Annotated in this window: 24 protein-coding genes; 1 reads left to right on the top strand and 23 read right to left on the bottom strand. The window is 52.2% G+C overall.

What is annotated here, in order from left to right:
* Positions 1–240: 240 nt before the first annotated feature.
* From recG to NFS35_RS22595, 3 genes are read right to left on the bottom strand one after another with little or no spacing between them, the layout of a single operon-like run.
* Positions 241–2313, bottom strand: coding sequence for an ATP-dependent DNA helicase RecG (gene recG / locus NFS35_RS22605; RefSeq protein WP_251209325.1), 2073 nt, complete (start codon positions 2311–2313; stop codon positions 241–243).
* Positions 2314–2325: 12 nt separating this feature from the next.
* Positions 2326–4017, bottom strand: a complete 1692-nt coding sequence (locus NFS35_RS22600; protein WP_251209324.1) for a DAK2 domain-containing protein — start codon at positions 4015–4017, stop codon at positions 2326–2328.
* 13 nt (positions 4018–4030) lie between these two features.
* Positions 4031–4390, bottom strand: coding sequence for an Asp23/Gls24 family envelope stress response protein (locus NFS35_RS22595; protein WP_251209323.1), 360 nt, complete (start codon positions 4388–4390; stop codon positions 4031–4033).
* 245 nt (positions 4391–4635) lie between these two features.
* Between NFS35_RS22595 and rpmB the strand changes: the two genes are divergently transcribed.
* A complete protein-coding gene (gene rpmB, locus NFS35_RS22590) occupies positions 4636–4821 on the top strand; it encodes a 50S ribosomal protein L28 (RefSeq protein WP_251209322.1) in 186 nt (61 codons plus the stop codon).
* A gap of 77 nt (positions 4822–4898) precedes the next feature.
* Here rpmB and NFS35_RS22585 read toward each other — a convergent pair whose 3' ends face one another.
* From NFS35_RS22585 to NFS35_RS22490, 20 genes are all read right to left on the bottom strand, one after another.
* Positions 4899–5039, bottom strand: a complete 141-nt coding sequence (locus NFS35_RS22585; protein ID WP_251209321.1) for a hypothetical protein — start codon at positions 5037–5039, stop codon at positions 4899–4901.
* A gap of 56 nt (positions 5040–5095) precedes the next feature.
* Positions 5096–5518: a GerW family sporulation protein gene (locus NFS35_RS22580; RefSeq protein ID WP_251209320.1), complete on the bottom strand. Its 423-nt coding sequence runs from the start codon at positions 5516–5518 to the stop codon at positions 5096–5098.
* Between the two features lie 64 nt (positions 5519–5582).
* A complete protein-coding gene (locus NFS35_RS22575) occupies positions 5583–6653 on the bottom strand; it encodes a hypothetical protein (protein WP_251209319.1) in 1071 nt (356 codons plus the stop codon).
* Positions 6647–6970 carry a hypothetical protein gene (locus NFS35_RS22570; protein ID WP_251209318.1) on the bottom strand — a complete coding sequence of 108 codons (324 nt, stop codon included), beginning with the start codon at positions 6968–6970 and terminating at the stop codon, positions 6647–6649. The genes NFS35_RS22575 and NFS35_RS22570 overlap by 7 nt, the downstream gene beginning before the upstream one ends.
* Before the next feature lie 29 nt (positions 6971–6999).
* A complete protein-coding gene (locus NFS35_RS22565) occupies positions 7000–7452 on the bottom strand; it encodes an NUDIX hydrolase (protein ID WP_251209317.1) in 453 nt (150 codons plus the stop codon).
* 99 nt (positions 7453–7551) lie between these two features.
* The gene (locus tag NFS35_RS22560) at positions 7552–9048 is read right to left on the bottom strand and encodes a peptidoglycan D,D-transpeptidase FtsI family protein (RefSeq protein WP_251209316.1); all 1497 of its coding nucleotides are present in this window, start codon (positions 9046–9048) and stop codon (positions 7552–7554) included.
* A complete protein-coding gene (locus NFS35_RS22555) occupies positions 8987–10375 on the bottom strand; it encodes an FtsW/RodA/SpoVE family cell cycle protein (protein WP_251209315.1) in 1389 nt (462 codons plus the stop codon). Before NFS35_RS22555 ends, NFS35_RS22560 begins: the two co-directional genes overlap by 62 nt.
* A gap of 48 nt (positions 10376–10423) precedes the next feature.
* Entirely contained in the window at positions 10424–12760 is a 2337-nt protein-coding gene (locus NFS35_RS22550) for a peptidase U32 family protein (protein WP_251209314.1), read from the bottom strand.
* A 64-nt stretch (positions 12761–12824) separates the two neighbouring features.
* Positions 12825–13232: a cell division protein ZapA gene (zapA, locus tag NFS35_RS22545; protein WP_251209313.1), complete on the bottom strand. Its 408-nt coding sequence runs from the start codon at positions 13230–13232 to the stop codon at positions 12825–12827.
* Between the two features lie 85 nt (positions 13233–13317).
* Positions 13318–14658 carry a D-alanyl-D-alanine carboxypeptidase family protein gene (locus NFS35_RS22540; RefSeq protein ID WP_251209312.1) on the bottom strand — a complete coding sequence of 447 codons (1341 nt, stop codon included), beginning with the start codon at positions 14656–14658 and terminating at the stop codon, positions 13318–13320.
* A gap of 84 nt (positions 14659–14742) precedes the next feature.
* Complete coding sequence (scpB, locus tag NFS35_RS22535) at positions 14743–15312, bottom strand: SMC-Scp complex subunit ScpB (RefSeq protein ID WP_251209311.1); 570 nt, start codon at positions 15310–15312, stop codon at positions 14743–14745.
* Positions 15313–15418: 106 nt separating this feature from the next.
* On the bottom strand, positions 15419–16171 hold the full coding sequence (locus tag NFS35_RS22530) for a segregation and condensation protein A (protein ID WP_251209310.1): 753 nt from the start codon (positions 16169–16171) through the stop codon (positions 15419–15421).
* Between the two features lie 71 nt (positions 16172–16242).
* On the bottom strand, positions 16243–17118 hold the full coding sequence (locus tag NFS35_RS22525; RefSeq protein ID WP_251209309.1) for a metallophosphoesterase: 876 nt from the start codon (positions 17116–17118) through the stop codon (positions 16243–16245).
* Positions 17119–17221: 103 nt separating this feature from the next.
* The gene (locus NFS35_RS22520) at positions 17222–18382 is read right to left on the bottom strand and encodes a D-alanyl-D-alanine carboxypeptidase family protein (RefSeq protein WP_251209308.1); all 1161 of its coding nucleotides are present in this window, start codon (positions 18380–18382) and stop codon (positions 17222–17224) included.
* A 137-nt stretch (positions 18383–18519) separates the two neighbouring features.
* Positions 18520–18696, bottom strand: a complete 177-nt coding sequence (gene rpsU / locus NFS35_RS22515) for a 30S ribosomal protein S21 (protein WP_004222305.1) — start codon at positions 18694–18696, stop codon at positions 18520–18522.
* Between the two features lie 135 nt (positions 18697–18831).
* Complete coding sequence (locus tag NFS35_RS22510; protein WP_251209307.1) at positions 18832–19722, bottom strand: sensor histidine kinase; 891 nt, start codon at positions 19720–19722, stop codon at positions 18832–18834.
* A 16-nt stretch (positions 19723–19738) separates the two neighbouring features.
* Positions 19739–20587, bottom strand: coding sequence for an ABC transporter permease (locus tag NFS35_RS22505; RefSeq protein ID WP_251209306.1), 849 nt, complete (start codon positions 20585–20587; stop codon positions 19739–19741).
* A complete protein-coding gene (locus NFS35_RS22500; RefSeq protein ID WP_251209305.1) occupies positions 20580–21563 on the bottom strand; it encodes an ABC transporter ATP-binding protein in 984 nt (327 codons plus the stop codon). Before NFS35_RS22500 ends, NFS35_RS22505 begins: the two co-directional genes overlap by 8 nt.
* Positions 21564–21666: 103 nt before the next feature.
* Complete coding sequence (locus NFS35_RS22495; RefSeq protein WP_251209304.1) at positions 21667–22419, bottom strand: response regulator transcription factor; 753 nt, start codon at positions 22417–22419, stop codon at positions 21667–21669.
* 82 nt (positions 22420–22501) lie between these two features.
* Positions 22502–23806, bottom strand: a complete 1305-nt coding sequence (locus NFS35_RS22490; protein WP_251209303.1) for a metallopeptidase TldD-related protein — start codon at positions 23804–23806, stop codon at positions 22502–22504.
* Between the last annotated feature and the right edge of the window lie 18 nt (positions 23807–23824).

Below are 23824 nucleotides of genomic sequence, written 5' to 3'. Positions count from 1 at the left end.
ACCCCTAATTGTGTGCCGCACAATTTTTCCCCCATGAATGGGGGCTAGGGGGTTGAAGTGCCGAAGGCACTTTTTTATCACACTTTCCTAAGGACAGGCATTCACTTTTTCCTGTCTCCTGTTCATGAATCCAGCCTGGTCGGCCTCCACTTTATTGCTTTAACAGGCTAAATTTTCTTGATTATAATACACTATCTTCTCAATTCTGTCAAGAAAATTTTATCAGAAGCTTCAGAAGCTTCAAATGGAGCGAAAATCGACATGATTCCCGGCTGCTGCCTCCAGATGCTGTTTCAGCAGTAAATTCGCCGGCTTCTCCAGTCCGGGATCCTCCGAAAGTATCCTGTCCACGGCTTTGGAAGCCTGCTTCAGCACAGAGGCATCCGAATAGATATCTCCGATACGGAAAGAGAATTCCCCGCTCTGCCTGATTCCGAACAGTTCCCCCGGTCCCCGCAGCTTCAAGTCTTCCGAGGCGATGAAGAAGCCGTCGTTGGATTTGTTCAGAATCTGCAGCCGCTCCATGGATTCTTCCTTTTCGCTGGCGCTTATGAAGATACAGTAGCTCTGGTGCTCTCCGCGCCCTACCCGCCCCCGCAGCTGATGGAGCTGAGCCAGGCCGAAGCGCTCCGCGTTTTCCACCATCATCACCGTGGCGTTGGGCACATTGATGCCAACTTCTATGACAGTGGTGGATACCAGTACATCGATTTTCCGGGAGGCGAACTGCTCCATGATGCGGTTCTTGTCCGCAGGACGCATCTTTCCGTGGAGATAGGCCACCTGTACGCCGGCCGGCAGAGCGCTTTTCAGCTTCTCCGTATAATCCACTACGTTCTCCAGAGGCGCGCCGCCCTCGGCATCTTCGCTGTCCCCCTCTACCTGGGGACAGATGACATACACCTGGCGCCCCTGTTCTACCTGTCCGGCAATAAAGCGATAGGCCTTTGGACGGTAGCCGGTGTTCACCACGCAGTTCTTGATGGGCAGACGGTTGGCGGGCAGTTCATCTATGACGGAAATATGCAGGTCTCCGTAGAGGATGATGGCCAGCGTCCTGGGAATGGGGGTGGCGCTCATGACAAGGATATGGGGATTTTCTCCTTTTTCGGCCAGATGCTCCCGCTGTCTTACTCCGAAGCGGTGCTGCTCGTCCGTCACCACCAGAGCCAGCGCCTTATACTGCACCTTTTCCTGAATCAGCGCGTGGGTGCCGATGATGAGGTTGGCCTCGCCGGAAGCGATTCTCCCATAGGCCTCTCTCTTCTCTTTGGCGGACATAGAGCCCACCAAAAGGACAGGGCGGAATATCAGGTCATATTGTTTTACATAATCCTGTATGGTCTCAAAGTGCTGCATGGCAAGCACTTCCGTGGGGGCCATCAAAGCGCCCTGATAGCCGTTGGCTGCAGTCATCAGCAGGGCAAGCACCGCCACGATGGTCTTTCCGGAGCCTACATCCCCCTGTACTAATCTGTTCATACAGCGGGCGCTGCCCACATCGTCTTTGATCTCCTGCCAGACCTTTTGCTGGGCCCTGGTCAGGGGGAAAGGGAGCTGCTCCAGGAAGCGCACGGTATCCGCCGTCTCGAGCAGCCTGTAATTGCTGGCAAGGCCATCGCAGAATTCCTTATTTTTCCGCATGAGAAACAGGAAAGAGAAGAATTCGTCAAAGACAAGACGTCTTCTGGCCTGCACCAGGGAATCATGATTTTGGGGAAAATGAACGGTCTCCAGGGCCTCCCGCTCCGATACCAGGCTGGCTTCCTCCAGCAGGTCTTCCGAAAAATATTCCGGCCCGAATTCATAGAAAGAAAGGGCCTGTTTCACGTATTTCTGCAGAGACTGGTTGGTCAGCCCTTTGGTCAGGGAATACCGGGGCACCAGCCGGTCGGTCAGCTTCGCATAGTCCTCTCTGGAGAAGATTTTGGGCTGTTCCATGATTCTGGAAGCGCCCCTTGTCTGCACCAATCCCCTGAAAATATAGAATCCTCCCTGACGCAGGGTCTTTTTCAGGAATGGCATATTGTAGAATGTCAGCTGCAGGCTGCCGGAACTGTCCGCGATATTCACATTGAGGATGCTCAGCTTGCGGACTCTTCTCTCATTGGGGATGCCGGACACGGCTCCATAGACGGCACAGACAGTCCCGGCGGACGCTTCGCTTACTTTTACCGGCTCCCCGAACACCTCGTAGTCTCTCGGGTAGGCGGAAAGCAGATCGCCCACCGTGCGGATATTCAGCTTTTCCAGCAGCTTCTGCGTCTTCTCGCCGACGCCTTTCAGTTCAATGACAGGGGTATCCTGATTCATACGCCTCTCTCTTTATTCTACGGACATGACATAATAGTAAATAGGCTGGCCTCCGTACTGCAGTTCGATATCACAGTCAGGATAACGGTCCGCCACCTGTGAACGGAAGCTCTCGGCATTTTCCTCTGTCACATCGCTGCCATAGTAGATGCTGATCAATTCGCTCTCCGCTTTCATCATTTTAGAAATAGTATCGTCCGCCACCGCGGTCATATCATTGCCCACCGCAAGGATGCCGCTGTCGCCGATTCCCATGAAATCACCTTTCTTGATTTCCTTGTCATCGATGACTGTATCGCGCACCGCGTAGGTCACCTGGCCGGTGCAGACATTGCCGATTTCGTTCAGCATGTTCGCTTCATTCTCGTCCACGGACAGCTCCGGCACGAAATTGATGATGGCCGTGATTCCCTGGGGGATGGTCTTGGTGGGGATTACCAGCAGATCCTTTTCCGCGGACAGCTCCGCCGCCTGATTTGCCGCCAGGATGATGTTCTTGTTGTTGGGCAGGATGAAAATCGTCTTGGCGTTGACCTTATCCACCGCGTCCAGAATGTCCGCCGTGCTGGGATTCATGGTCTGTCCGCCCTCGATGATGTAGTCTACGCCCAGGCTTTTGAAGATTTCATTGATGCCGTCTCCTACGGAGACAGCGATGAAGCCGTAGTCCTTAGGCGGCGTATCCGCCCTGCTCTCCGCTGCCTGAGTCTCTTTCCTGGAGCTTTCCGCTTCCTTGAACAGCTTTTCCTGATGCTCCAGGCGCATATTGTCGATTTTCATATTGGAAAGCGCGCCATACTTCAATGCCTTCTGGATAGCCAGACCCGGGTCATTGGTATGTACGTGCACTTTCACGATATCGTCGTCCGCCACACATACAATAGAATCGCCGATAGATTCCAGATAGGCCTTGAAATCCATCTCCGTCTTGATATTGAAAGTCTTATTCAGCATGATGATGAATTCTGTACAATAGCCGAATTTGATTTCCATCTGGGACTCCGCCTGCATCTGGCTCTCTTTCGCGTTTCCGCCGGCAGATGCGCCCTGTCCCGCAGGCTTGATGGAAAGGTCTGTCTCCTTGCCCAGGAACGCGTCAAAGGCGCCGGAAAGCACCGCGATGAGTCCCTGTCCGCCGGAATCCACCACACCTGCCTGCTTCAGCACGGGAAGCATCTCGGGAGTCTGGCTCAGCACATACTCCGCATGCCTGATGACGGTAGAGAGAAATGCCTCCATATCCGTGCAGCCGTCATCCACAAGTTCCGCCGCCTTTTCCGCCGCCCCTCTGGCAACGGTGAGGATTGTCCCCTCCTTGGGCTTCATGACAGCCTTGTAAGCGGTCTCCACAGCCTTGTCGAAAGCCTCCGCCAGCACAGGGATGGTCAGCAGTTCCTCTTCCTTGATCCTCCGGGTGAAGCCGCGGAAAAGCTGAGACAGGATGACGCCGGAATTCCCCCTTGCGCCGCGCAGGGAACCGCCGGAGATTGCCTTGCACAATCCCTGCATGTCGATTGCTTCGCCAAGCCCGGATACCTCTCTCGCTGCGGACATGATGGTCATGGTCATATTGGTGCCCGTGTCGCCGTCAGGGACGGGAAAAACGTTCAGCTCATTGATCCACTCTTTTTTATTCTCCAGATTCTTTGCACCGGCCAGGAACATCTTGGCAAGCATCCCAGCATCGATTTGTTGTAAACTCACGACACGTTCCTCCTTAATCAATCACTCTGACACCATCTACATAGATATTGATCTTCTCAATCTCAATGCCGGTAAATTCTTCCACTTTGTACTTTACATTGCTGATTAGATTATCCGCTACGGCCAATATGCTGACGCCGTAGGCCACGATGACATGGAAATCAAGAATCAGCCTGTTCTGATGGAGCGTTACGCTGATGCCTCTGGTGATGCTGTCCATTTTGAGAAGCTTTACCAGACCGTCCTTTACGCTGACGCCGGCCATGCCTACGATACCGAAGCATTCTACGGCAACGCCTCCCGCATATTGGGCAATCACTTCATTATGAACGACAATCTTTCCCATATGGGTATTCATAGAAGAACCTTTCATAGTAACCTTTCCTTTCCTTGTCTAACAATAAAAAGCAGACATATAGATATTATTTTAACAGCTTTCCCAGAAAAAGGGAATAATAAATATTAAAATTAAAAAAAGATTTTTTTTACTTGCTTTTTCCATATATTTCTGTTAAGATACTAATGTTGTGTACAATAGAAATTTCATGAAGTGGATTTTTCTGTTGTCGGGAATAAAATACAAGCGTAGGGACACGCGGGTGTTGAGGAGGTGGCAAAATGGCTAAGTGTGATATTTGTGGTAAGGGCGTCCTCTTTGGTAACAATGTAAGCCATTCCAATAGAAAGACCAATACAATGTGGAAAGCAAATGTCAAGAGAGTAAAATGCAAGGTAAACGGCGCTTCTAAGAGAATGCATGTCTGCACCCGTTGCTTAAGGTCAGGCAAAGTCGAGAGGGCATAAGCTTTCTGAGAATCGGCACATATTTGACGCGAATGAAAAAAGAGCAGAAATTCCATCTGCTCTTTTTCTAATACGCATCAATCGCCACAGAAACAATTATATCCCAGAAACAATAACAGAGCGATGAGAATCAGGCCTACCAGCCGGTTATGGGTAATCAGCATGATCAGCATGCCGATTGCGATGAAAAAAGCGACAAATCCTACAATCTTCCTCATGATGCCTCGGACTAGATGGTATCACTCTATTATATGTGTTCCTGCTGCGGAAAATGTCACTCCTCTTCCGGGAACGCGATATCTACCACCTCCGCGTCGGAGATTTCGCCCTCTTCCTCTTTTATCTTTATGTCCTTAGGCTTGGTGAACTTGTCCACCAGGTCAGGAATCATATCCAGCACCTTCGTGACCGCATCCTGGTTCTTGATATTCACCAGCTTGACCGCGTTGTCCCTGATCACAAGTACGGCGCTGGGGGTCATCTTCCCGCCGAGGCCGCCGGCGCCGGAAGACGAGCTCTTCTGTCCGTTGCTGCCTGCTCCCGCGCCCACGCCGAAGCTTACGTCCACAAGGGGCAAAATGATAGTGTCGCCAATTTTTGTGGCCTCTCCTACCACGGTTTTGGTGGACAGTACCGTGTCCATTCCTCTAAGCAGAGACTCTACGACTCCCTGAAATTGATTTTCCTTGTCTGCCATATTTTCCTCCATTCTTCTGCTTGCGCTGTGTTTATGCTGTCTCCTGCCATTGCTATTTTGGCTGTCATGTCGGGGCTTTCTGCAGTTTTTTCCGGCCTTTCTTCAGCTGCTTCAGGAACAGGCGCAGCTTTTTGTCCAGAAGGAGCTTCAGCCCATTGATGACAAATGCCCAGACCATGACATGTCCGGCAATGTCGAACTCCCCCTCCAGCCTTTTGAACTCAAAATCCGGCTCCAACAGAAAGCCGGGCCCCAGCGGCGCTGACAGCATGCAGTATGCGCCGTAGAGGTAGCCCGTGGTGTCCGGCGAGCCTGTACCGAACAACAGCCGTACTTTGACGCGCCTGGGGCGGACGCTCTTAAAGATTTTTCGTGCCCTGAAAAAGGCATGGGAAGCCAGCTGCTTCGTGTTTTCCTCCTGCAGAAGCTCTATATAGTATGATATATTTTCCCAGATTCTCTTTATTTTATCATATATATTATAGATTGTGTACTTTATCCTCTGAATTTTTTGTAAAATTTTTCCAAAGAATCCTGTAGCGCCGTCAGGTGGGAGTTCCGTGGAATGAGTCTCTTCCTTTCCCGTTTCCGCCTGAGAGGCGCCGGAATCTGCCGGGGGCGTCTCAGTTTCTGTATTCGCGGAAGCCGTCACGGAACCTGAGGCATCCGAGTGTTCCTGCGCTTCCTCCATGGAATGATCCTCTTCCATGGGATGATCCTTTTCCATGGAATGATCCCTTTCCATGCGCTCCGCCTTCCCGCCGCCTATTCGGGAAGAGGAAGACGAATCCGCAGTCGTTTTGCCGGATTTCTTATCCGCTCCTTTTGAAGAACCCGCCTTATCCCTGGGCAGAAAATCTTCTTTCTTAGGAGGAATCCCCATATCGAGCAGAGAAAACCACAGCACCTTCGCAATCAAGCGTCCCGGCTCCGGATATCCAAGCCGCACCCGGAACAGCCCGAAGAGCCAGTTCACTTTGGCTGTAAGCCGCAGGTTCTCTGCATCCTTGCTGCCGCAGACACGGTAAGTGAACGGAAAGAAGAAAACAAGCAGCATCATAAGGAGCAGCAGCCCGAGGACTGCCAGAAGCACTATGCCAAGTATGGACAAAATCTTCAAAACGATACCTAACATCGCAGATACTCCTTTAGCGCGCAGTCACCCCTGGCCTGCAGGCATTCTGCAGTGATCTCTTCCACCAGCGCGAGAGCCTCCTCCCTGTTTTTGGCAATCCCGACTACATAAGGAGGATGTTTTTGATAATAAGGCTGGCACAGCTGCCTGGCCTCATATATCTCCAGCTGGTCGTAGGGATTGCGGGAGAGAGAGACCAAAAATACACCGGAAAAAACAGGTCTGTTTTCCAGCTTTTTCTTTATTTTATCCAGTTTTTTCTCATTAATGCCCTTACCCAGATACAAATTCGGATGATATTCGATTCCGAGAGCCATGCGTGATTCCTTCAACACAGCAAGAAGAATCAGTAATACTTCTTGCTGCCCCATAAATTGCTTTTTTTCAGCTCCAGATATTCATCGTACGCTTTTTCCAAGATCTGCTTTTCATTTGCGAACTTCAGTAGATGGTAGGCCTCATGATACTTGTAAAAGCCTGAATCCGAAAAAAACTCTTCCCTTTGTGGTTTGCTGTAATAACTGTCGGCCATCATCAGATACCAGTGCACTTCCTTCTCCACGATATCCTCGGGCACGTTGAACGTGTATTCGCTCTTCCCGATATATTTTATGATGGTGGCTTTCGCCCCCGATTCTTCCAGCACCTCCCGCAGGGCTGTGTCCTTGAAATCCTCTCCCTGTTCAACGGTGCCTTTCGGCAAAACCCAGCCTTCGTACTTGTTCTTGTAATTCTTGTACAGAAGCAGGATTTTCCCACGAAAAATTACCACACCACCACAGCTTGTTGCTTCTAACATTGCAATTCCTCCTGATTGGTGTGCCATTGCTTGACTAAAAATAGTATAGTCCAATCTTCCGAGAAGTGCAATACTTATTTTTCCGCGGAATGTTCCCGTTCATGTCCCGCCATTAAAGTAGGCGTCGAAAATCCTTCTGGCGATGGGGACCGCGTAATCCCCGCCGCTGCCGGCTCCTTCCACGATAATCGTGACGCAGATTTCAGGCTCCTCCACCGGGGCGAAACCGGTAAACCATGCATGACTGTCCTCTTTTACGTCATTATATTCCGCGGAGCCTGTCTTTCCGGCGGCGGTGTAGCTAAGGCCCGAAAGCTTTCTGCCGGTGCCGTCCTCCACCACGGATTCCATCAGTCCTTTCAGGATTTCAGCCTCATCCTCGCTCATCAGGCTGCCGTAGGCGCTTGGCTGGAAAGATTTCACCACACGTCCTGCGTCATTTTCTATGCGATCCACCACATAGGGCTTCATGAGGACGCCGCCACCCGCGATGGCGCTGGTGATCATGTTCAGATGGATGGGCGAAATCTGGGTGCGCCCCTGTCCGATGGAAGTCTGCATCAGCTCGTTCATGGACACCTGCTCCACTACATTGGCTTTGCTGCCGGAATAGGGAAAGGCAATGGGCAGCTCCTGGTTGAACAATAGCTCATCCAGCGTCTCCTCAAAAGATTCCTGGTCCAGGTTCACTCCGATATTGGCAAAGGAGGAATTGCAGGACTTTGCGAAAGAACTCTCAAAGCCTACCTGACCATGGTTTGTTCCGTGATAGCAGTTGATCCGTCCCGTCCCCGAACTGAAATAGCCATTGCAGAAATAGGAATAATTGTTGTAAGTATCGGGGTTTTCCCGGATGTATTCCAGTGCGGTCACTATCTTGAAGGTAGAGCCCGGAGGATACTGCCCCTGGGTCACCCGGTTCAACAGGACGGAGCTGTCCTCATCATCCATAAGGGAATCCCAGATTTGGGCTATCTCATTGGGGTCAAAGTCAGGATGGGATACCATGGCCAGTATCTTGCCTGTGGATACTTCCGTCACCACGACGGCGCCCTTGTAGATATTGAGCTGGCTGTCCGCCACCTGCTGGAGGTCCACGTCCAGGGTGGTATAGACATTGTCGCCCGGATTCTTGATGCCGGCGATATCGTTGGCGGCCTTATTGGCAAGGGAGGTATTGGTATTGATCAGGTAATAGTTGGCCAGGGATTCCACGCCTGTGCGGCCTTTCGTGGAATAGCCCACCGCATGGGCGAACAGTCTGCCGTAGGGATATACCCTGGACTCGTTCTGGTCCTCGTCCAGCCGGGTCTGGGCAAGGACTTCCCCGTCTCTGGAATAGATTGCGCCCCGATAATTCCTGGACAGCAATATCTCCTGCCTGGAATTGTAGCTGTTGTTGACCATCTCCTGCTCGCTGGTGGCCACGAAATATCCCAGATATCCGATCATCGCCGCGAACAGCAGCCCGAAGAAACAGCTTGTGACGATGATTTCAGGCCTGTTCGCGCTGTAGCGGCTGATCTTCTTTTTCTTATTGTTCTTCTTTCCGGGCTGCGCCGCTGCCGCCTGAGTGCTGTTTGGTCTTTCTGCCACTGCGTCTGCCTCCTCCCTGCTGCAGTCTGATGTAGATTCCCTGAATCAGGAAAAACATGATCATCGTGGTCATTACGGAGCTGCCGCCATAGCTGATGAAAGGCAACGTCACGCCGGTCAGCGGAATCAGCTTGATGCCGCCTCCGATGGTCAGGAATATCTGGAAAATATACATGATGCCGATCCCATATACAATCAGCTGGTAGAATCTGTCCTTGATCAAAGCGGCCATCTTCATCATCTCCAGAAAGCACACGATGGTAATCAGGATGATGCAGATGCCGAATATCACGCCCAGTTCCTCGCATATGGACGAAAAGATGAAATCTTTCTCCACAAAGGGAATCGCCGTGGGATTGCCCTTGAGCAGCCCCATGCCGAACCAGCTGCCGCTGCCGATGGCGAACAGCGACTGGGTGATGGAATAGCCCTCATTGTCGATATAGGTCCAGGGATTGCGCCAGGTGATGACTCTGTCCCGAACATGGGCGAACAGCTTATAGGCCCCCCAAGCCGCGCCGCTCCCTCCTAAAGCGCCGGCCAGGAGATAGAGATAATTCCTGGTGGCGGCAAAGACTACGAACACGTAGCCCACAAAGAATATCAGCGCGCTGCCCAGATCCTTGGACAGCACCAGAATCACCACATGGGCTCCGGCAAAGACCGCCGTCACAGCCACCCTGATAAAGGAGGCGTCCTCCCAGAGGGCGCTGGCCAGGAAGAAGACGAAGATAATCTTCACGAACTCCGAGGGCTGAAAGGTCACGCCGCCGATGGTGAAGGAAATCTCCGCGCCATAAGTGACCTCGCTGTAAAGGAGGACCACTGCCAGCATTGCGATGCCTGCGATTCCGTACACCCATGTGAGCTTTTTCAGGAAATGTATCTGAGACAGAATCCAAGGGATGAACAGAGCCACCGCCAGGGACAGCAGCACGATGATATACTGTCTGACTGCCTGGTTAAAGGAAATCCGGGAGATGACGCACAGGCCGGTCCCCAGCAGCATGCACATGTTGTTCAGCAGCAGCCGGTTGACCTGGTCATATATGACAGGGACCATGGCGGCAGCGGCCAGGAGGAATATCTGCACGAATACATAGAAGAATATGTATTCCATGGAGTTACCTTTTTTCTCGCCTGTGCTGGTCAGCGCCAGGTCCGTGAACATGAGCAGCTGCATGAAGAACATGATGACATCCTGCAATACGTAGATGGATGATTTCTTTTCCAGTTTGTCCGCGAGGCACGCAAAGCTGCACAGGGTATAGACTGCCATCAGAGCCGGTATGATATATTTGGAAAGTTCTGTAATATACTCCCGCATTGTACTCCTTCTTTTTTACATTCATTCAGGACAGATTCTTTATTTCACTCATTCGACACCACGTTTTTCATGTCCCGTGGTATAGTCTTTTTGGGGAAACGCCGCTCCTTTAAAAAATGCGTCCAAAAGCTGCCTTATCTCTCCGGGAGATTCCAGTGTGAAGTCCATGCGCAGATCCACATGCCCTTTCACCCTGGCAAGTTCCCCGGAAAGCCTCCCTTCCATGTGCAGCGAAAAAGGCACGCTGTTGTATATGATGTTCATGCAATGGAGGCAGTTTGTCAAGACAGGAAATTCCTTGCGGTATCTGTCTTTCAGGCTGACGATATCAGGGCCTCTCCCGCATTCTCCGACGGTCTTGCGCAGACAGTTCGCCGTAATCATCATGGGAATCCGGCTGTATATGATTTTCTCGCAGGAAAGCTTTTTCGTCAAGCTATTTTGACTAAGCCTCTCGCAGAGATGCCTCTGGGCGGAGGCGTTCAGTTCGTAGGGCAGGCAGAAGCCGTCCGCCAGGGCGGACAGTTCCTCCAGGGAGGAATCGTTCCATGCATATATGCCGGCGTCAGTCCTACAGGACATGGCCGTTCCCATGGAAAGCCTCTCTTCCGTTTCGTGCAGAAATCCCAGGCCGTCCATGGAACGGACCAGGAATCCCTGAAAGATTCCGCTCTCCTTTACCTTTGTATACAATGTCTCCAGATATTCCCTGTCCGTCTCACGGAGGATATAGGGAAATGCCGCGAATAATGTCCCGCCGGACGATATCAGGATAAGTTTTCGGCAGAATGTCTCTGTCCCGGGCCACTCTTCTGTAATCAAATCTCCGTCAATATATATACGCCAGGGCAGATTCGGGGGATTTTCGGCAATCCACTCTCCCACTGCCTCCAGCTGCTCCAGGGTACGAACATAAAACGCATAGCCATGTTTTGCCGCATTTTTGTCAGAAATCTTTCCAGGCATATCCGATATATTATCCGTTGCTGCTTCAGCGGACAGTGCCGCTGACTTATCCGCAATAACTTTCGTCTCTGTCGCTGCCTCCTGTCTGTCCTGGCATTTTCCCGCAAGAAGAATTTTCTGTTCCAGCTCAGCCACAGCCAGCCTGCGCAGCTCGTTCATCTGCTTCAGGGGATAGAAACAGTCCGGATCCAGGGAAATCTCGGTCTTCTCCGCGTAAAAGACGCTGTCCCCCAGCCTGCAGAGCTGTTTTCTGACATTTTCTTCGGTAATGGGCTGTTTCATGGCCCGTTCCACCGGGTCAGCTTCTGCGACTGCGGATATTTCCTCATATTCCAGCTCCACTTTTGCCGGCCTGCCCGCATGGAAAGAGGCCCTGACCGTCACGGGAAGCTTTAAATGAGAGTCTGTGTATTTCTCCCGTATCCTTGCCAGCAGTTCCTCATCGCTCTCACGGTAAGCAGGACTGTCCATCGTGACCATATCCCGCCCATTGCGCTTGAAATAATATCCATCCTGAAGACCGCTCCTGACATAAAGAGACGCCAGCGCTTTCTGGTCCTCCCTGCTGACACGATAAGTCTTTGCTGCCTCCCGGGGAGCCATTTTGCTCCGCAGCTCATAATACTTATCGATACAGCGCCTGTAAATATCCGTTACACCGGCCGCATACTCCGGCCGCTTCATGCGCCCTTCTATTTTAAAGGAATCGATACCCGCCTCCACCAGCTGTGGAACATGTTCGATGGTGCACATATCTTTCAGGCTCAGCGGATAGCATTCCTTACATTCTGCTCCGCCCGCGCTCACGGAATAAGGCAGACGGCAGGGCTGGGCACAACGCCCTCTGTTGCCGCTCCGGCCCCCGAGGATGCTGCTGAACAGGCATTGACCCGAATAGCAATAGCACATCGCGCCATGTATGAAAGTCTCCACCTCTGTGCCGGACTGCCGCCGCATGGCAGCAAGTTCCCGCAGGCTAAGCTCTCTGGCAGGGACGATCCGGCTTGCGCCCATATCCCTCAGCAGAGAGGCTCCCCACCCGGCACAGATAGTCATCTGCGTGCTGACATGAATCTTCAATCCCGGAAAATGCGTCCTGATAAAGCGAAGCACTCCCAAGTCCTGTACAATCACGGCGTCCAGTCCGGCCTCATAGAAAGGAGCCAGATAATCATAGAGCCGATTCATCTCCTGATTCTTTAAGAGCGTGTTTACGGTCAGATAGATTTTCCGCCCCAAAAGATGCCCGTAACGGATGCACTCCAAAAGCTCATCTGTGCTGAAATTCTCGGCATAAGCCCTGGCCCCGAACTGATTCCCGGCCAGATAGACGGCATCCGCTCCCGCGCGGACAGCCCCATAGAAACCGGCGGCATTCCCGGCAGGAGCCAGCAGCTCAATTCTGCGATGATTTTCCATAAATTTCTCCATATAACAGCTGATCTGTAAAAGAAAAAGCTGCCCGGGATCCGGACAGCCCCTATTACTTTTTCTTCAACTCTGTTTCCAGCCGCACGATTTCTTTCTCGCCTTCATTCTGTGCTTTCTGCAGCGCCTTTACCTGTTCCTCGACGCTCTCCAGCTTGATTTGGGCGGATATCAGTTCATGCTTCAAATCATATAAATCCTTGTCCTTGGCCTGAAGCTCCTCCTCCAGAGCGGAAATCTGCTTTTTCGCCTTGAAATAATCATCCGCGATGTTCAGCTGGAGCAGCACCCCCTGGGTATCTGAGGGCTGTCTTTTGAAGCCGTCCAGCTTACTGTATTCGTTTATCTTGTTGTTGATATAGGACGCAACCTTTTGTAAATACTCTTCACTTTCGTATCCGCTCAAAGTAAAAACCTTGCCGCCGATAATTACTTCTGTATCTGTCTTGGAAGACGAAGCCATGCCCCCACACCCCTTTGTGAAAATACGTTTCCCTTTTGTTCATTCACATTATATATCATATTGCGTTTACAGGCAAGTATAATTTTCATCTGGTGCACAGGAATCGGTTCCAGATCTGTACCGCGCACCATTTCAGATCAATGGCTTCCACGGAATCCTTTGTGATGATGCTTTCTCTCTTATATATGGTGTCGTCCACGATATAATCGATACTCCCAACCACAGTGCCGCGCTCCACAGGAGCTGTCAGCACATTTTTGGCGCTGTATTTCACGTAAATCTTCTCGTCCGGGCGCAGCAACAGCCCCTCCGGCCATTTTTCCTCTTCCCCTTCCGTTTCGCTGTCCCCTCTGCCGACAGATGTGTAAGCGGTATCGTTCAGGACGGCGGTCTGCCCGTTCCGCACAGGGATGGGCGAGAGGACATTTTCATCAAAGGCAGCATCCTCCGCGGATAAACTTCTGTAGAAATAATTGTCGAGGCCGTACTGCATCAGTTTCTTGGTATCCGCCCATTTATAGCCTTTATTATTGGGCCAGCCGCAGGCCAGCAACGCCACCACGAAGGTTCTGCCGTCCCGGGTCAGCGCGCCTACATAGCAGTATCCCGCTTTGTTGGTAAAACCCGTCTTTCCGGTGAGCGCACCGTCCATCATAGTCAGGAAAGCATTGTGGTTGACACAGGAATAGCTGCGGCTGTTGGCAGAAAAGCTGTAATTCTGTGTGCGTGTGATGTCCAGAAAGTCCTGACTCTTAGGCGATTCCCTGATACAATAGGACAGGATGCGTGCCAGCTCCGCGGCTGTGGTGCAATGTTCCTTTTGTACTATACTTCCGTCTTCGAGCGAGATGCTCTCGGTGGCATCCAGGCCGTTCGGCGTGATGAACCAGGTATTTTCGCAGCCCAGCTCCGCAGCCTTATCATTCATCAGGGCGGCGAATGCCGCCACGGCCAGCTTGCTCTCTTCTGCCGTATATTCAGCCGTATCCTTATCCCGAAGCTCCGCAGGCAGATGCTGTTTGCCTATGTATTCGGCCAGGGCCACCGCAGTGTCATTATGGGATTCCAGCATCAGGGAGTGGAGCAGGTCGCGGATTGTATACCGCTCTCCTTTTTGTATGTACAGCTTGACTTTCGGCATGCTGGCGGCATAGGCGGACGCAGTGAGGGTCTCGTCCAGGGAGGCGTTCTCCAGGACTAGGATGCAGGTCATGATTTTCGTGGTGCTGGCCATGGCCATGACGGCGTCCTCATTCTTTCCGTAGAGCACCCGCCCGGAATCGGCGTCCATCAGGACTGCGGCCGTGGCATAGAGAGAAGTCTCCTCGGGAGGGCTTGAGACCGGTTCTGCTGCTTCCGTCCGCAAGGTCATCTGGGAGAACAGCAGGCAGCAGACACAAAAAAAGCCTCCTATTATTTTTTTCATCCGCATTTTCATCGTTTTACTTCCAATGGGATTTTTAATAATATATGAGGCTTTTTTTATTGAAATGCACTTTATTCCATATCTTCAGACATCCAGCTGAAGCTGCACCTCGGCCTCGGCCTGCTGCTTGAACTCCTCTATCTGGACAGGATTCAGCTCCGGCAGCTCGTCCAGCTTCCCTACGCCGAAGCAGCGCAGGAACTGTTCCGTGGTGCCGAACAACAGCGGCCTCCCGGGCGCGTCCAGCCGCCCCAGCTCCGTAATCAGGTCGTATTCCAGCAGCTTGTTGATAGCGTGGTCACAGTTGACGCCTCTCACCCGCTCTATCTCCACTCTGGTGACGGGCTGTTTGTAGGCAATGATGGAAAGGGTCTCCAGCACAGTGTCGGTCAGGTTCATTTTCTTCGGGGCTTTGGCAATCTTCACCAGATATTCGTACATATCCTCCTTGGTGCACAGCTGCACGGCATCCTCGAAATGAACCAGGGTAATGCCTCTGTCCTCTCTGGCGTAGCGATTCTCCATGTCTTTCAGGATATCTTTTACCGCTTTTACGTCTTCTTCTATCACATCGGCCAGGCGGCTGATTTCCACGGATTCTCCCATGGTGAACAGCACCGCCTCGATGACCGCCTCCGCTCTTGTCCTCTTCATTTCCGCAGCTCCTTCCTGTCCCGGTCTTTCGGGCACAGATGATATGTACCGGATTCTCTGCGCAGGCCCTGGATTCTGTCCGGCCTGTGCTTTAGCCTTTCTTATGTCAGGCGGGAACAGGCATCCACGTTATCATGATATCGTCAAAAAGATTCTCCTGGCTGATAGTGATCCGTCCCGTCTTCATGAGCTCCAGGATAATCAGAAAGGTAACGATAACCTCCATCTTGCTGGCCTGCTTCTCCATCAGCTTCCGGAAGCTGAAATGTCCGTGCTCCCTGGCATAGGCCTCCACGTAAAGCAGCTTTACGTCCATATCAATCTCTTCCTTTTCGATATTGCCGTAGCGGCTTCGGATAGGGTCTATCTTATCCTCCTGCCGCCGGATGATCGTCTTGAAGATTTCATGCAGACGGTTCAGCGTCATATCCCCGATTAGCTGCTCATAGTCCAGCGGAGGCTTGTACAGCGCCACTTCCGGCGGAAGCTTCTGCTCCCGGTAGAGATTCTTCGCCGCGTCCACCTGGCGGTCCCGCAGCTCCAGCGACATATATTTATAGAGCTTGTATTCCAGGAGCTTCTGCACCAGCTCGGCCCTGGGGTCTTCCTCCTCGCCGGTCTCGTCCACTTCCTTGGGGAGCAGCATTTTGCATTTAATGTCAATCAGAGTAGCCGCCATCACAAGGAACTCGCTCATCACGTTCATGTCGTCCGTCTCCATCTGCTTGATGTAGTCCAGATACTGCGCTGTGATTTCCACGATGGGGATATCATAGATGTCAATCTTATTTTTTTCAATCAGATGAAGCAGAAGGTCCAGGGGGCCCTCGAATGCTTCCAGCTTTATCGGTATCGCCATTGTCTCCTCGCACGGGGGCCTTTTTTATTCTGCGGCCCAAGATATCATTTTACCTCTTTTGACACGGCTTTTCAAGAAAGAACATCCGTTTCCTCCGGCTGGAAGTCCAGCACCCAGAGCTCTCCGGGATTGAAGACCCTCACAGGGATGGTGTGGCTTCCAAGTCCCCTGCTCAGTACCATGACGGCGCTCCCCTCCCGGAAGATTCCACCGTCATATTTGGGGAAGACATGCCAGCTGGGCGCAAGCACGCCTTTTCCCCAGACGGGAACCCTGGCCACTCCGCCGTGTACATGGCCGGAAAGCGTCAGATCGGCGCCCCAGGCGGCATACTGGGGGAAATAATCCGGATTGTGGGCCAGCAGTACGGTATACGCGTCCCCGGAGGCCTGTCCTAAAATCCGAGGCATATACTCCGGGGGCATCTTCCTGATATGGAAACGCTTATAGTACTCCATATCGATTTCAGCTCCGTAGACGGCGATTCCGAATTCCGGCAGGTTCACATGACTGTTGACCATGGGCTCTAAGCCTATCCGCTTTAATGCCTTTCGATACCGCTTTTCCATTTTTCCATAAAATCTGGGCGATATGCGCAGCCGCTGCTCATGGTTTCCGTTGGCATAATATACGGGGTAATCCTTTACCAGATTCTGCAGCAGCAGCAGGGGAGGTTCCAGCGGCGCTTTCGTGTTGGCGGTCAGGAGATCGCCTGCAATCAGAATGAAATCCGGCTTCTGGTCATGAATCGCCGCAAGAAGCCTTTCGTTCTCTTTTCCGTAGCATTTATTATGTAAATCCGTCAAAAGAACTGCTCTGCAGCTGCGTCTGATGCGCGAATCCGTCACGGTATGCTTCCTGACCACGAAATGGTTCGTGTCGTAGAGCATGACCCAGAATAAAATCAGTGCCGCAGCTATAATGATAGTAAACAAGATATCTGTCATGGATTTCCTTTCTTTGAGCCTGCCGGACGACTAAGGTTCTTCTCTTGGCAGCCGAAGCCGTCCGGCCGTTCCCTGCCCTGAACAAGGACATTATATCATAAAATCACAAAAGGAAAAAGCCGAATATTTTTCTGAGATAATCCGGATATCCGGCTTTTTCCACATCTTCCGTAAACAGGATGGGAACGCTGCCGATTTCCGTGCCGTTCAGAAGATAGCGCGCCCTGCCTGCTTCTGTGCCATTTTCAACAGGCGCCCGCACCATCTCCGGCAGTTCCAGCACTTTTTCCACCGCGCCTAAATCATTGCCCGCCGTGTCCAGATAGCGGAATTCCCCCTGATAGGCGATGGGCGCTTCCTCCGCAACACCGCCCTCCACAGGCAGAGAGGAAAGAGTTTCCTGATTCCCGTCTATGTACAGATTGCACACGCTAAAGCCGTAGGTGAGCAGCGTCTGGGCGTCTCCAAAGCGTGTCTTATAGTCCGGAGCCCCCATCACCACGGCAATCAGGTCAATGCCGTCCTTGGAGGCCGTGGCCGCAAAGCAGTATTTCGCCTTTGAAGTAGATCCTGTCTTCAGGCCTGTCGTCCACTGATACTGCTTCAGCAGCTTGTTGGTGCTGCTCAGGGTAAAGTTCGACGTACCCTGTCTGGTCTCATGGGTGATGTCCTCCATCCAGATGGTGGTATAGTGGAAGACATCCGGATACTTGGTGGTCAGTTCCCTTGACATGATGGCCACGTCTTTGGCGGAGGTGTAATGATTGTCGGAATCGCTCAGGCCGCAGCAGTCCTCGAAATGTGTATCTGCCATGCCCAGTTCGGCGGCCTTTTCGTTCATCAGGGCCACGAACGCCTCCTCGCTGCCCGCTATGTGCTCCGCCACCGCCACGCTGGCGTCATTGCCGGAGGAGATTGCGATGCACTTTATCATAGTGTCCAGCGTCTGGGTCTCTCCCTCTGCCAGATATACCTGGGAGCCGCCCATGGAACTGGCATGCTCGCTGGTGATTACCTGATCCGTCAGGCTTATCTTGCCGCTGTCAATGGCCTCGAAAGTGAGCAGGAGCGTCATGATCTTGGTGATGCTGGCCGGGCTCCTGCGCTCCGTGGAATTAAGCTCGTAAATCACCTGGCCGGTGGAGCTCTCTATCAGGATGACAGACGGGGCAGAGACCGCTACGTTAGCGCTTACAGGCAATATGGCAGAGAGGAAAATGGCAAGCGCCAGAAAAGCTGCAGCCAAAGATTTCTTTCTCAACATAAAAATGCCACACTCCATATTCCATATCTTTGTCACTAGAATATGAAAATGCAGCCGGATATATGCCTTGTTCCTCAGAATCGGATAAAAGCATGAATACAAAATCCCCAGCCCTTGGGGGGCTGGGGACAAGCAGGTTAATTATATTTGCGCTTTCTGGCAGCTTCAGACTTTTTCTTGCGTCTGACGCTCGGTTTCTCGTAATGCTCACGCTTGCGAATCTCCTGCTGGATTCCAGCTTTCGCACAACTTCTCTTGAAACGGCGCAATGCGCTGTCCAATGTTTCGTTTTCTTTTACGATTACGTTTGACATGTCCACCCGACCCTCCCTTCAGTCCCTCAAGCAACATGACTGATTGGGTTATTTTTTATGTATCGCATATAGCCTATACACAACTTTTATTATATCATAAAACTTCCGCGCGTCAACAGTTTTTTACAGATTTTACTATAAAAATTTTATTTCCGGGAAATGGAGCGTGATATGCAGCTGATCCTGGCCCAAGTCCGCCTCGGCGTCCCCTCCCATCTTCCTCATCAGCTCCCGGACGATGAACAGACCCAGACCGGAGGAGCCTTTGCCTCTGGCCGGGCTGCTCTTATAGAATCTGTCAAAAAGCTGTTCCGTGTCAGGATGAGTTCCTTCCGGGATGGGATTTTCAAATACCAGACTGTTCCCGCTCTGCCGGACAGAGATTCCTCCGCTTCCGTGGAGCAGCGCATTCTGTATCAGGTTCAGGAACACCCGCCGCAGGGCCTCCTCGTCCGCCCGGACATAACAGCTCTCCGCTTCAAAGCTGATTTCAGGGGAGACCCCAAGCGCTTCAAATTCCGCGTACATGCTCAGCATGCAGTCGCCGAGAAGGGGCAGCAGCTGTATCTTTTCCTCGGAGAGATGGAAATCTCCGGCGGCGAGTTTTGTGTACAGGAACATTTCTTCCAGCATATCCTCCAGCTGCACCAGCCTTTTTTCCGCTGACTGAAGATAATGGGCTTTTTTGCCGGAATCCCCGCATTCCTGCGCCAGCTGCACATACCCCAGCGCCCCGGTGAGGGGCGTCCGTATATCATGGGCCAGGCTGGTGATGTTCTGCTTTAGCAGCGTCTCCGCTTTCTCGTACTGGAGATGGTTCCTGTCTTTGCCGCGCAGGATATGGTTCAGCTTCCGGCACAGAGCCAGCAGCTGCCTCTGACGGCAGTTTGCCGTCAGCTCCATATGGCTCCCTTCCGAAATCTCGTCCAATTGACGGCAAAAAGAGCGAAGTTCTGTTTGATTCCGTATAAGGCTGAAAGCCATACCAAGACAGAGCGAACAGACGACTGCCAGAAGTATCCACATGTTATCTTTCTCCTTTTCAGATATCACGTTTCATCAGCGCGATTCCCGCCACTATGGAATAAAGAACCAGAAATACCAGCCCCACTGCCGCCGCCCGCAGATCCGCCATGGATGTATATGCGGAAGGGCCGTAAGTAATATTATAATAAAGCGTATATTCCGTCCAGCCACTCAGATTGAACTGATTCGTGATGGAGGAAAGGATCGATACCACCAGACCGCTTCCCAATAATATAGCCCCTGTCACGCCTATGGCAGTGCTGCGGCTGAATACGCAGAGCATGATAATCAGCGCGGCAAAGGCCATGGACACCAGCCACACCCATACCAGATAAAAAACTAGCCCGCCCCAGGGGGCTGCCGGCACCAGATTGCCGAAGAGCAGATTCATCAGCATATTGAAGACAAAGCTCAGGACCAGGTACAGGAAATTCAGGATGCCTGCCGCCATCAGCTTGCCGCCGATATAGGTCCAGCGTTCCTTATGAATCGTCATGATGTTCTTTATGAAGCCTCCCTGATAATCGCCGCACACCAGCAGGGTCACAGCGATTCCGAAAACGACAAGATACCCCCCGCCGTCCATGTTGGACTCCCTGTACATATCCAGCAAAGTCACATTTTCCAGCAATGCGTTTTTTTCATTGAAACTCTCTTTTTCATCCGCTACTGCCAGGGATATTTCATGCCCGGTATCGATTTCCACCATCCCGATTTTCGTCGCAATCTCCTGCCCTTTGGGCGTGATGACCAGATAGACCATCACATAGCACAGCAGAATCACAAGCAGCAGGCAGGCAAAGCATATATAAATGAACTTACTCCTCTTCATCCGGTACAAATCCATACGCAGCAGATTAAACATGTCTCTCGCCCTCCTTTTCTCCACGGAATGCCTTTTTTCCGTGGAATGCCTTTCTTCCGTTCTCCGGATCGTCCATACGGTTCAGGAAATATTCCTCCAGATCCATGTGATGGAAGCCGGATGCATAGACCTGTACCTGATTTTCAATCAGAAGCTTATTCACCCAGGCGCTGTCGCTCAGATCATAGATTCGAATCAGGCCTCCCTCCGGCACCTCGGTCTGAAGTCCCGGCATCCGCTCCAGCAAAAGCGGAAGAGCCCGCCTGCAGTCGTCCACTTCTATCTGGAAATAATCCTTGCACTTCCGCTCCAGACTCTCCTGGTCTATCTGCTCTACCAGATTTCCTTCCTTGATGATGCCGTAATGGGTGGCGATTTTGCTCAGTTCCCCCAGGATATGGGAACTGACGATGATGGTCTTCCCCTCCTCGCACAGGGTCAGCAGGAGCTGGCGCACCTCTCTGATTCCCTCGGGATCCAGGCCGTTGATAGGCTCGTCCAGAATCAGCAGGTCCGGATTCCCCAAAAGGGCCAGCGCAACGCCCAGCCGCTGCTTCATCCCCATGGAAAAATGCCTCACCATTTTCTTGCCGGTATCCGCCAGCCCTGTAATGTTTAGAGCCGCGTCCACCTGGCTTTCATCCGTCAGCCCCATGCACCTGGCTTTCATGATCAGGTTCTGTCTTGCGCTCATCTTGGGATACAGGCCTGTGGATTCAATCAGGCTCCCGATCCGTCTGGCGGCGCAGGGATTGTCCGCGGTCTTTCCGAACAGCCGGATTTCCCCTTCCGTAGGCCTGGCCAGGCCGCAAATCATTTTCAGGGTAGTGGACTTTCCGGCCCCGTTTCTTCCTATGAATCCGTAGATGGCCCGTTCCCGCACTTGCATGTTCAAATGGTTCACTGCGGCCTTGCCGTCATAGACTTTGGTCAGCGATAAGGTCTCTACAGCGAACGTTTCCTGTCCTTTCTCCATCTGACATTTCTCCTTTCTTGTTCTGGGATTCATTCTGAACCATAAAAGTTAAAAAATCGCTCAAAAAAGGTAAAGAAAGGTTAAAGATTTATCTGCTGTAGTTTCAGGTCAGCTTGAACCCAAGCCCCCATACCGTCTGGATGTATGTATCCGTGCCGCTCTCTTTCAGCTTCCCGCGGATATTGCTGATATGGACATTGATGGTCTTGTCCTCGGCCAGATACTCCTCGCTCCAGGCGTATTCATATATCATCTGCTTCGAGAACACACGTTTCGGATTGCGGATGAAGAGCTCCAGTATCAGGAATTCATGACGCGTCAGGGCAACCGGCTTTCCGGCGGCTGTCATTTCCTGGGTATCCGGATTCAGCGTCCATTCTCTGTACCTGTAAACCTGCCCGCCGGAATCTGACCTGGAGCGTTCCCTTTCCATGGAATGCTCCTTTTCCATGGAATGATCCTTTTCCATGGGTTGCCTTTCCCCCATTGTCTCCGCCGCCCTGTCCTGTCTGCGCAGCTGCACCTGAATCCGCACCAATAGTTCCGGCAGATCGAAAGGCTTGCAGATATAGTCGTCAGCGCCGTCCGAGAGCACCTTTACCTTGCTGTCCAGTCCGTCCCTGGCCGACAGCACGATGACAGGCGCTTTTCCGGAAAAAAGGCCTACAAGCTCCTCCCCCGGCACTCCCGGCAGCATCAGATCCAGCAGCACCAGGTCGAATTTCTCCAGGGAGAACAACAGTTTCCCCTCGCTGCCGGAATAGGCCTGAACACAGGCATAGCCGTGGGACTCCAGGTATTCCCTGATCATCTGATTGTTTTCCGCATCGTCTTCCACTATGAGCAAACGTTTCATGAATAATGTGATCCTCTCTGTTGGAATCGGACGTACAGGGGAGGAAAACGGCTTTCCTCCCCTGTACATATGCCTCCTGCGGTCACTCCTGTGTGCTGCCCGCCACTTTCACCTGTGCCAGGCAGACGGCAGCCGGACCCTCAAATTCCTTTTCCACCTGGGTCTCTCTGGAAAATACCAGGTTCTTCTGGGCTTCCAGGATGCTTCCGTTGATGGAGCCTCCCGTGACCGGAATCCTCTTCTCTCCGTCATACAGGAAAGCCAGCCTGATTTCGCCGCCGAAATGTCCGCTGAAGACGTCCATCTGGAAATCCGAGAAATTTACCACCTCCAGATAAGGCCCCCGTTTCATATCCTCCAGGGGCACATTTCCGGCGGGAGCCTGATACCCCCGGTAGTTACCAGTTGGCTCCTGTTTCAGATAATAGGCGAAACGGTTGCCTCCGTGAAGCAGCATCAGCTTTCCGTCCCTGACCAGTTCCCTGTCCCTCATGGGAATGCCCTCGTCGCTGTAAGGAACCGTGGCTTTCAGGGTGAGATTGATTCTTTCCTTTGCCACTTCGTCTCCCTGCACATCGCAGCCCACCTGGAATGTGGAATATTTCGGGTAAATCATGGACATGTCGGAACGGCTCACATAATAGCTGAATATCTCCCTTACATAGGAGCCGGACAGTATCACGCGGTATTCCCCCGCGGGAGGCGCCGTCAGGGCCTGTGCCCTTGCCCGGGTCATCTCAAGGACGTTCCGCACTTTTTTGCGGAGCGCCTGTGTGTCCATGTCCTCACAGGCGAAATCCTGATAGGTCTCCACGTCCTGCCCCGCGGTACACTGGGCCACGAATTCACCCCACACTCTGCCTTTACAGTAGGACGCGTCCACGCCGCTGGAATTCAGAATATGGCATGTGGTCCTGGTGGCAAAGATTTCCGCGGAATTCAAAAAGACATCCTTCTCTGTATCCTCCGCGAACAGGGCATCCGCGAAGCAGCCTGTGATCTCCGTCAGGGATTTGTCGGAGAGGCGCTTTGATTTCTCCACCACTTCCGGGGAGGGCTCTCCTGTTCCGTTGTACAGCTCATAGTAAGGATTCTTTACGAATCCGGCCGCATACAGGGCATCCCGGAACATCTGTTCCATCTGCTCCTGTGTATAGCTGTCCTGAACCTGAACGGCGGCAGAGCCCAGGCAGTGCTTTTCTCCCTCCGAGAACTTTTTATACACAGTCACCGATGCCTGATGAACCTCTTTTTGGCGCTGCATGTCAAGAGACTTGCGGATGAAGAACAGCTCCGCGGACTCCTCTGTGGTCTCTGTAATCTGGTATAATTCCGCTCCGCTCTTTTTCAGGGCGGACAATATTTTTTCCATGAAATTTTCTGTCATATCTGTCTCCTGTTTCAA

This window comes from Acetatifactor aquisgranensis, assembly GCF_943193215.1.
In the GTDB taxonomy this organism is placed as follows: Bacteria; Bacillota; Clostridia; order Lachnospirales; family Lachnospiraceae; genus Acetatifactor; species Acetatifactor aquisgranensis.
The sequence above is the reverse complement of the archived record's forward strand: the minus strand, read 5'-3'. Positions and strand labels throughout refer to the sequence as shown.

Excerpts from the sequence above, each read along its gene's own strand:
- recG (WP_251209325.1), bottom strand. The coding sequence starts at position 2,313 with ATGAATCAGGATACCCCTGTCATTGAACTGAAAGGCGTCGGCGAGAAG.
- NFS35_RS22595 (WP_251209323.1), bottom strand. The coding sequence starts at position 4,390 with ATGAAAGGTTCTTCTATGAATACCCATATGGGAAAGATTGTCGTTCAT.
- rpmB (WP_251209322.1), top strand. The coding sequence starts at position 4,636 with ATGGCTAAGTGTGATATTTGTGGTAAGGGCGTCCTCTTTGGTAACAAT.
- NFS35_RS22585 (WP_251209321.1), bottom strand. The coding sequence starts at position 5,039 with ATGAGGAAGATTGTAGGATTTGTCGCTTTTTTCATCGCAATCGGCATG.
- NFS35_RS22580 (WP_251209320.1), bottom strand. The coding sequence starts at position 5,518 with ATGGCAGACAAGGAAAATCAATTTCAGGGAGTCGTAGAGTCTCTGCTT.
- NFS35_RS22575 (WP_251209319.1), bottom strand. The coding sequence starts at position 6,653 with ATGTTAGGTATCGTTTTGAAGATTTTGTCCATACTTGGCATAGTGCTT.
- NFS35_RS22570 (WP_251209318.1), bottom strand. The coding sequence starts at position 6,970 with ATGGCTCTCGGAATCGAATATCATCCGAATTTGTATCTGGGTAAGGGC.
- NFS35_RS22565 (WP_251209317.1), bottom strand. The coding sequence starts at position 7,452 with ATGTTAGAAGCAACAAGCTGTGGTGGTGTGGTAATTTTTCGTGGGAAA.
- NFS35_RS22555 (WP_251209315.1), bottom strand. The coding sequence starts at position 10,375 with ATGCGGGAGTATATTACAGAACTTTCCAAATATATCATACCGGCTCTG.
- NFS35_RS22550 (WP_251209314.1), bottom strand. The coding sequence starts at position 12,760 with ATGGAAAATCATCGCAGAATTGAGCTGCTGGCTCCTGCCGGGAATGCC.
- zapA (WP_251209313.1), bottom strand. The coding sequence starts at position 13,232 with ATGGCTTCGTCTTCCAAGACAGATACAGAAGTAATTATCGGCGGCAAG.
- NFS35_RS22540 (WP_251209312.1), bottom strand. The coding sequence starts at position 14,658 with ATGAAAAAAATAATAGGAGGCTTTTTTTGTGTCTGCTGCCTGCTGTTC.
- scpB (WP_251209311.1), bottom strand. The coding sequence starts at position 15,312 with ATGAAGAGGACAAGAGCGGAGGCGGTCATCGAGGCGGTGCTGTTCACC.
- NFS35_RS22530 (WP_251209310.1), bottom strand. The coding sequence starts at position 16,171 with ATGGCGATACCGATAAAGCTGGAAGCATTCGAGGGCCCCCTGGACCTT.
- NFS35_RS22525 (WP_251209309.1), bottom strand. The coding sequence starts at position 17,118 with ATGACAGATATCTTGTTTACTATCATTATAGCTGCGGCACTGATTTTA.
- NFS35_RS22520 (WP_251209308.1), bottom strand. The coding sequence starts at position 18,382 with ATGTTGAGAAAGAAATCTTTGGCTGCAGCTTTTCTGGCGCTTGCCATT.
- rpsU (WP_004222305.1), bottom strand. The coding sequence starts at position 18,696 with ATGTCAAACGTAATCGTAAAAGAAAACGAAACATTGGACAGCGCATTG.
- NFS35_RS22510 (WP_251209307.1), bottom strand. The coding sequence starts at position 19,722 with ATGTGGATACTTCTGGCAGTCGTCTGTTCGCTCTGTCTTGGTATGGCT.
- NFS35_RS22505 (WP_251209306.1), bottom strand. The coding sequence starts at position 20,587 with ATGTTTAATCTGCTGCGTATGGATTTGTACCGGATGAAGAGGAGTAAG.
- NFS35_RS22500 (WP_251209305.1), bottom strand. The coding sequence starts at position 21,563 with ATGGAGAAAGGACAGGAAACGTTCGCTGTAGAGACCTTATCGCTGACC.
- NFS35_RS22495 (WP_251209304.1), bottom strand. The coding sequence starts at position 22,419 with ATGAAACGTTTGCTCATAGTGGAAGACGATGCGGAAAACAATCAGATG.
- NFS35_RS22490 (WP_251209303.1), bottom strand. The coding sequence starts at position 23,806 with ATGACAGAAAATTTCATGGAAAAAATATTGTCCGCCCTGAAAAAGAGC.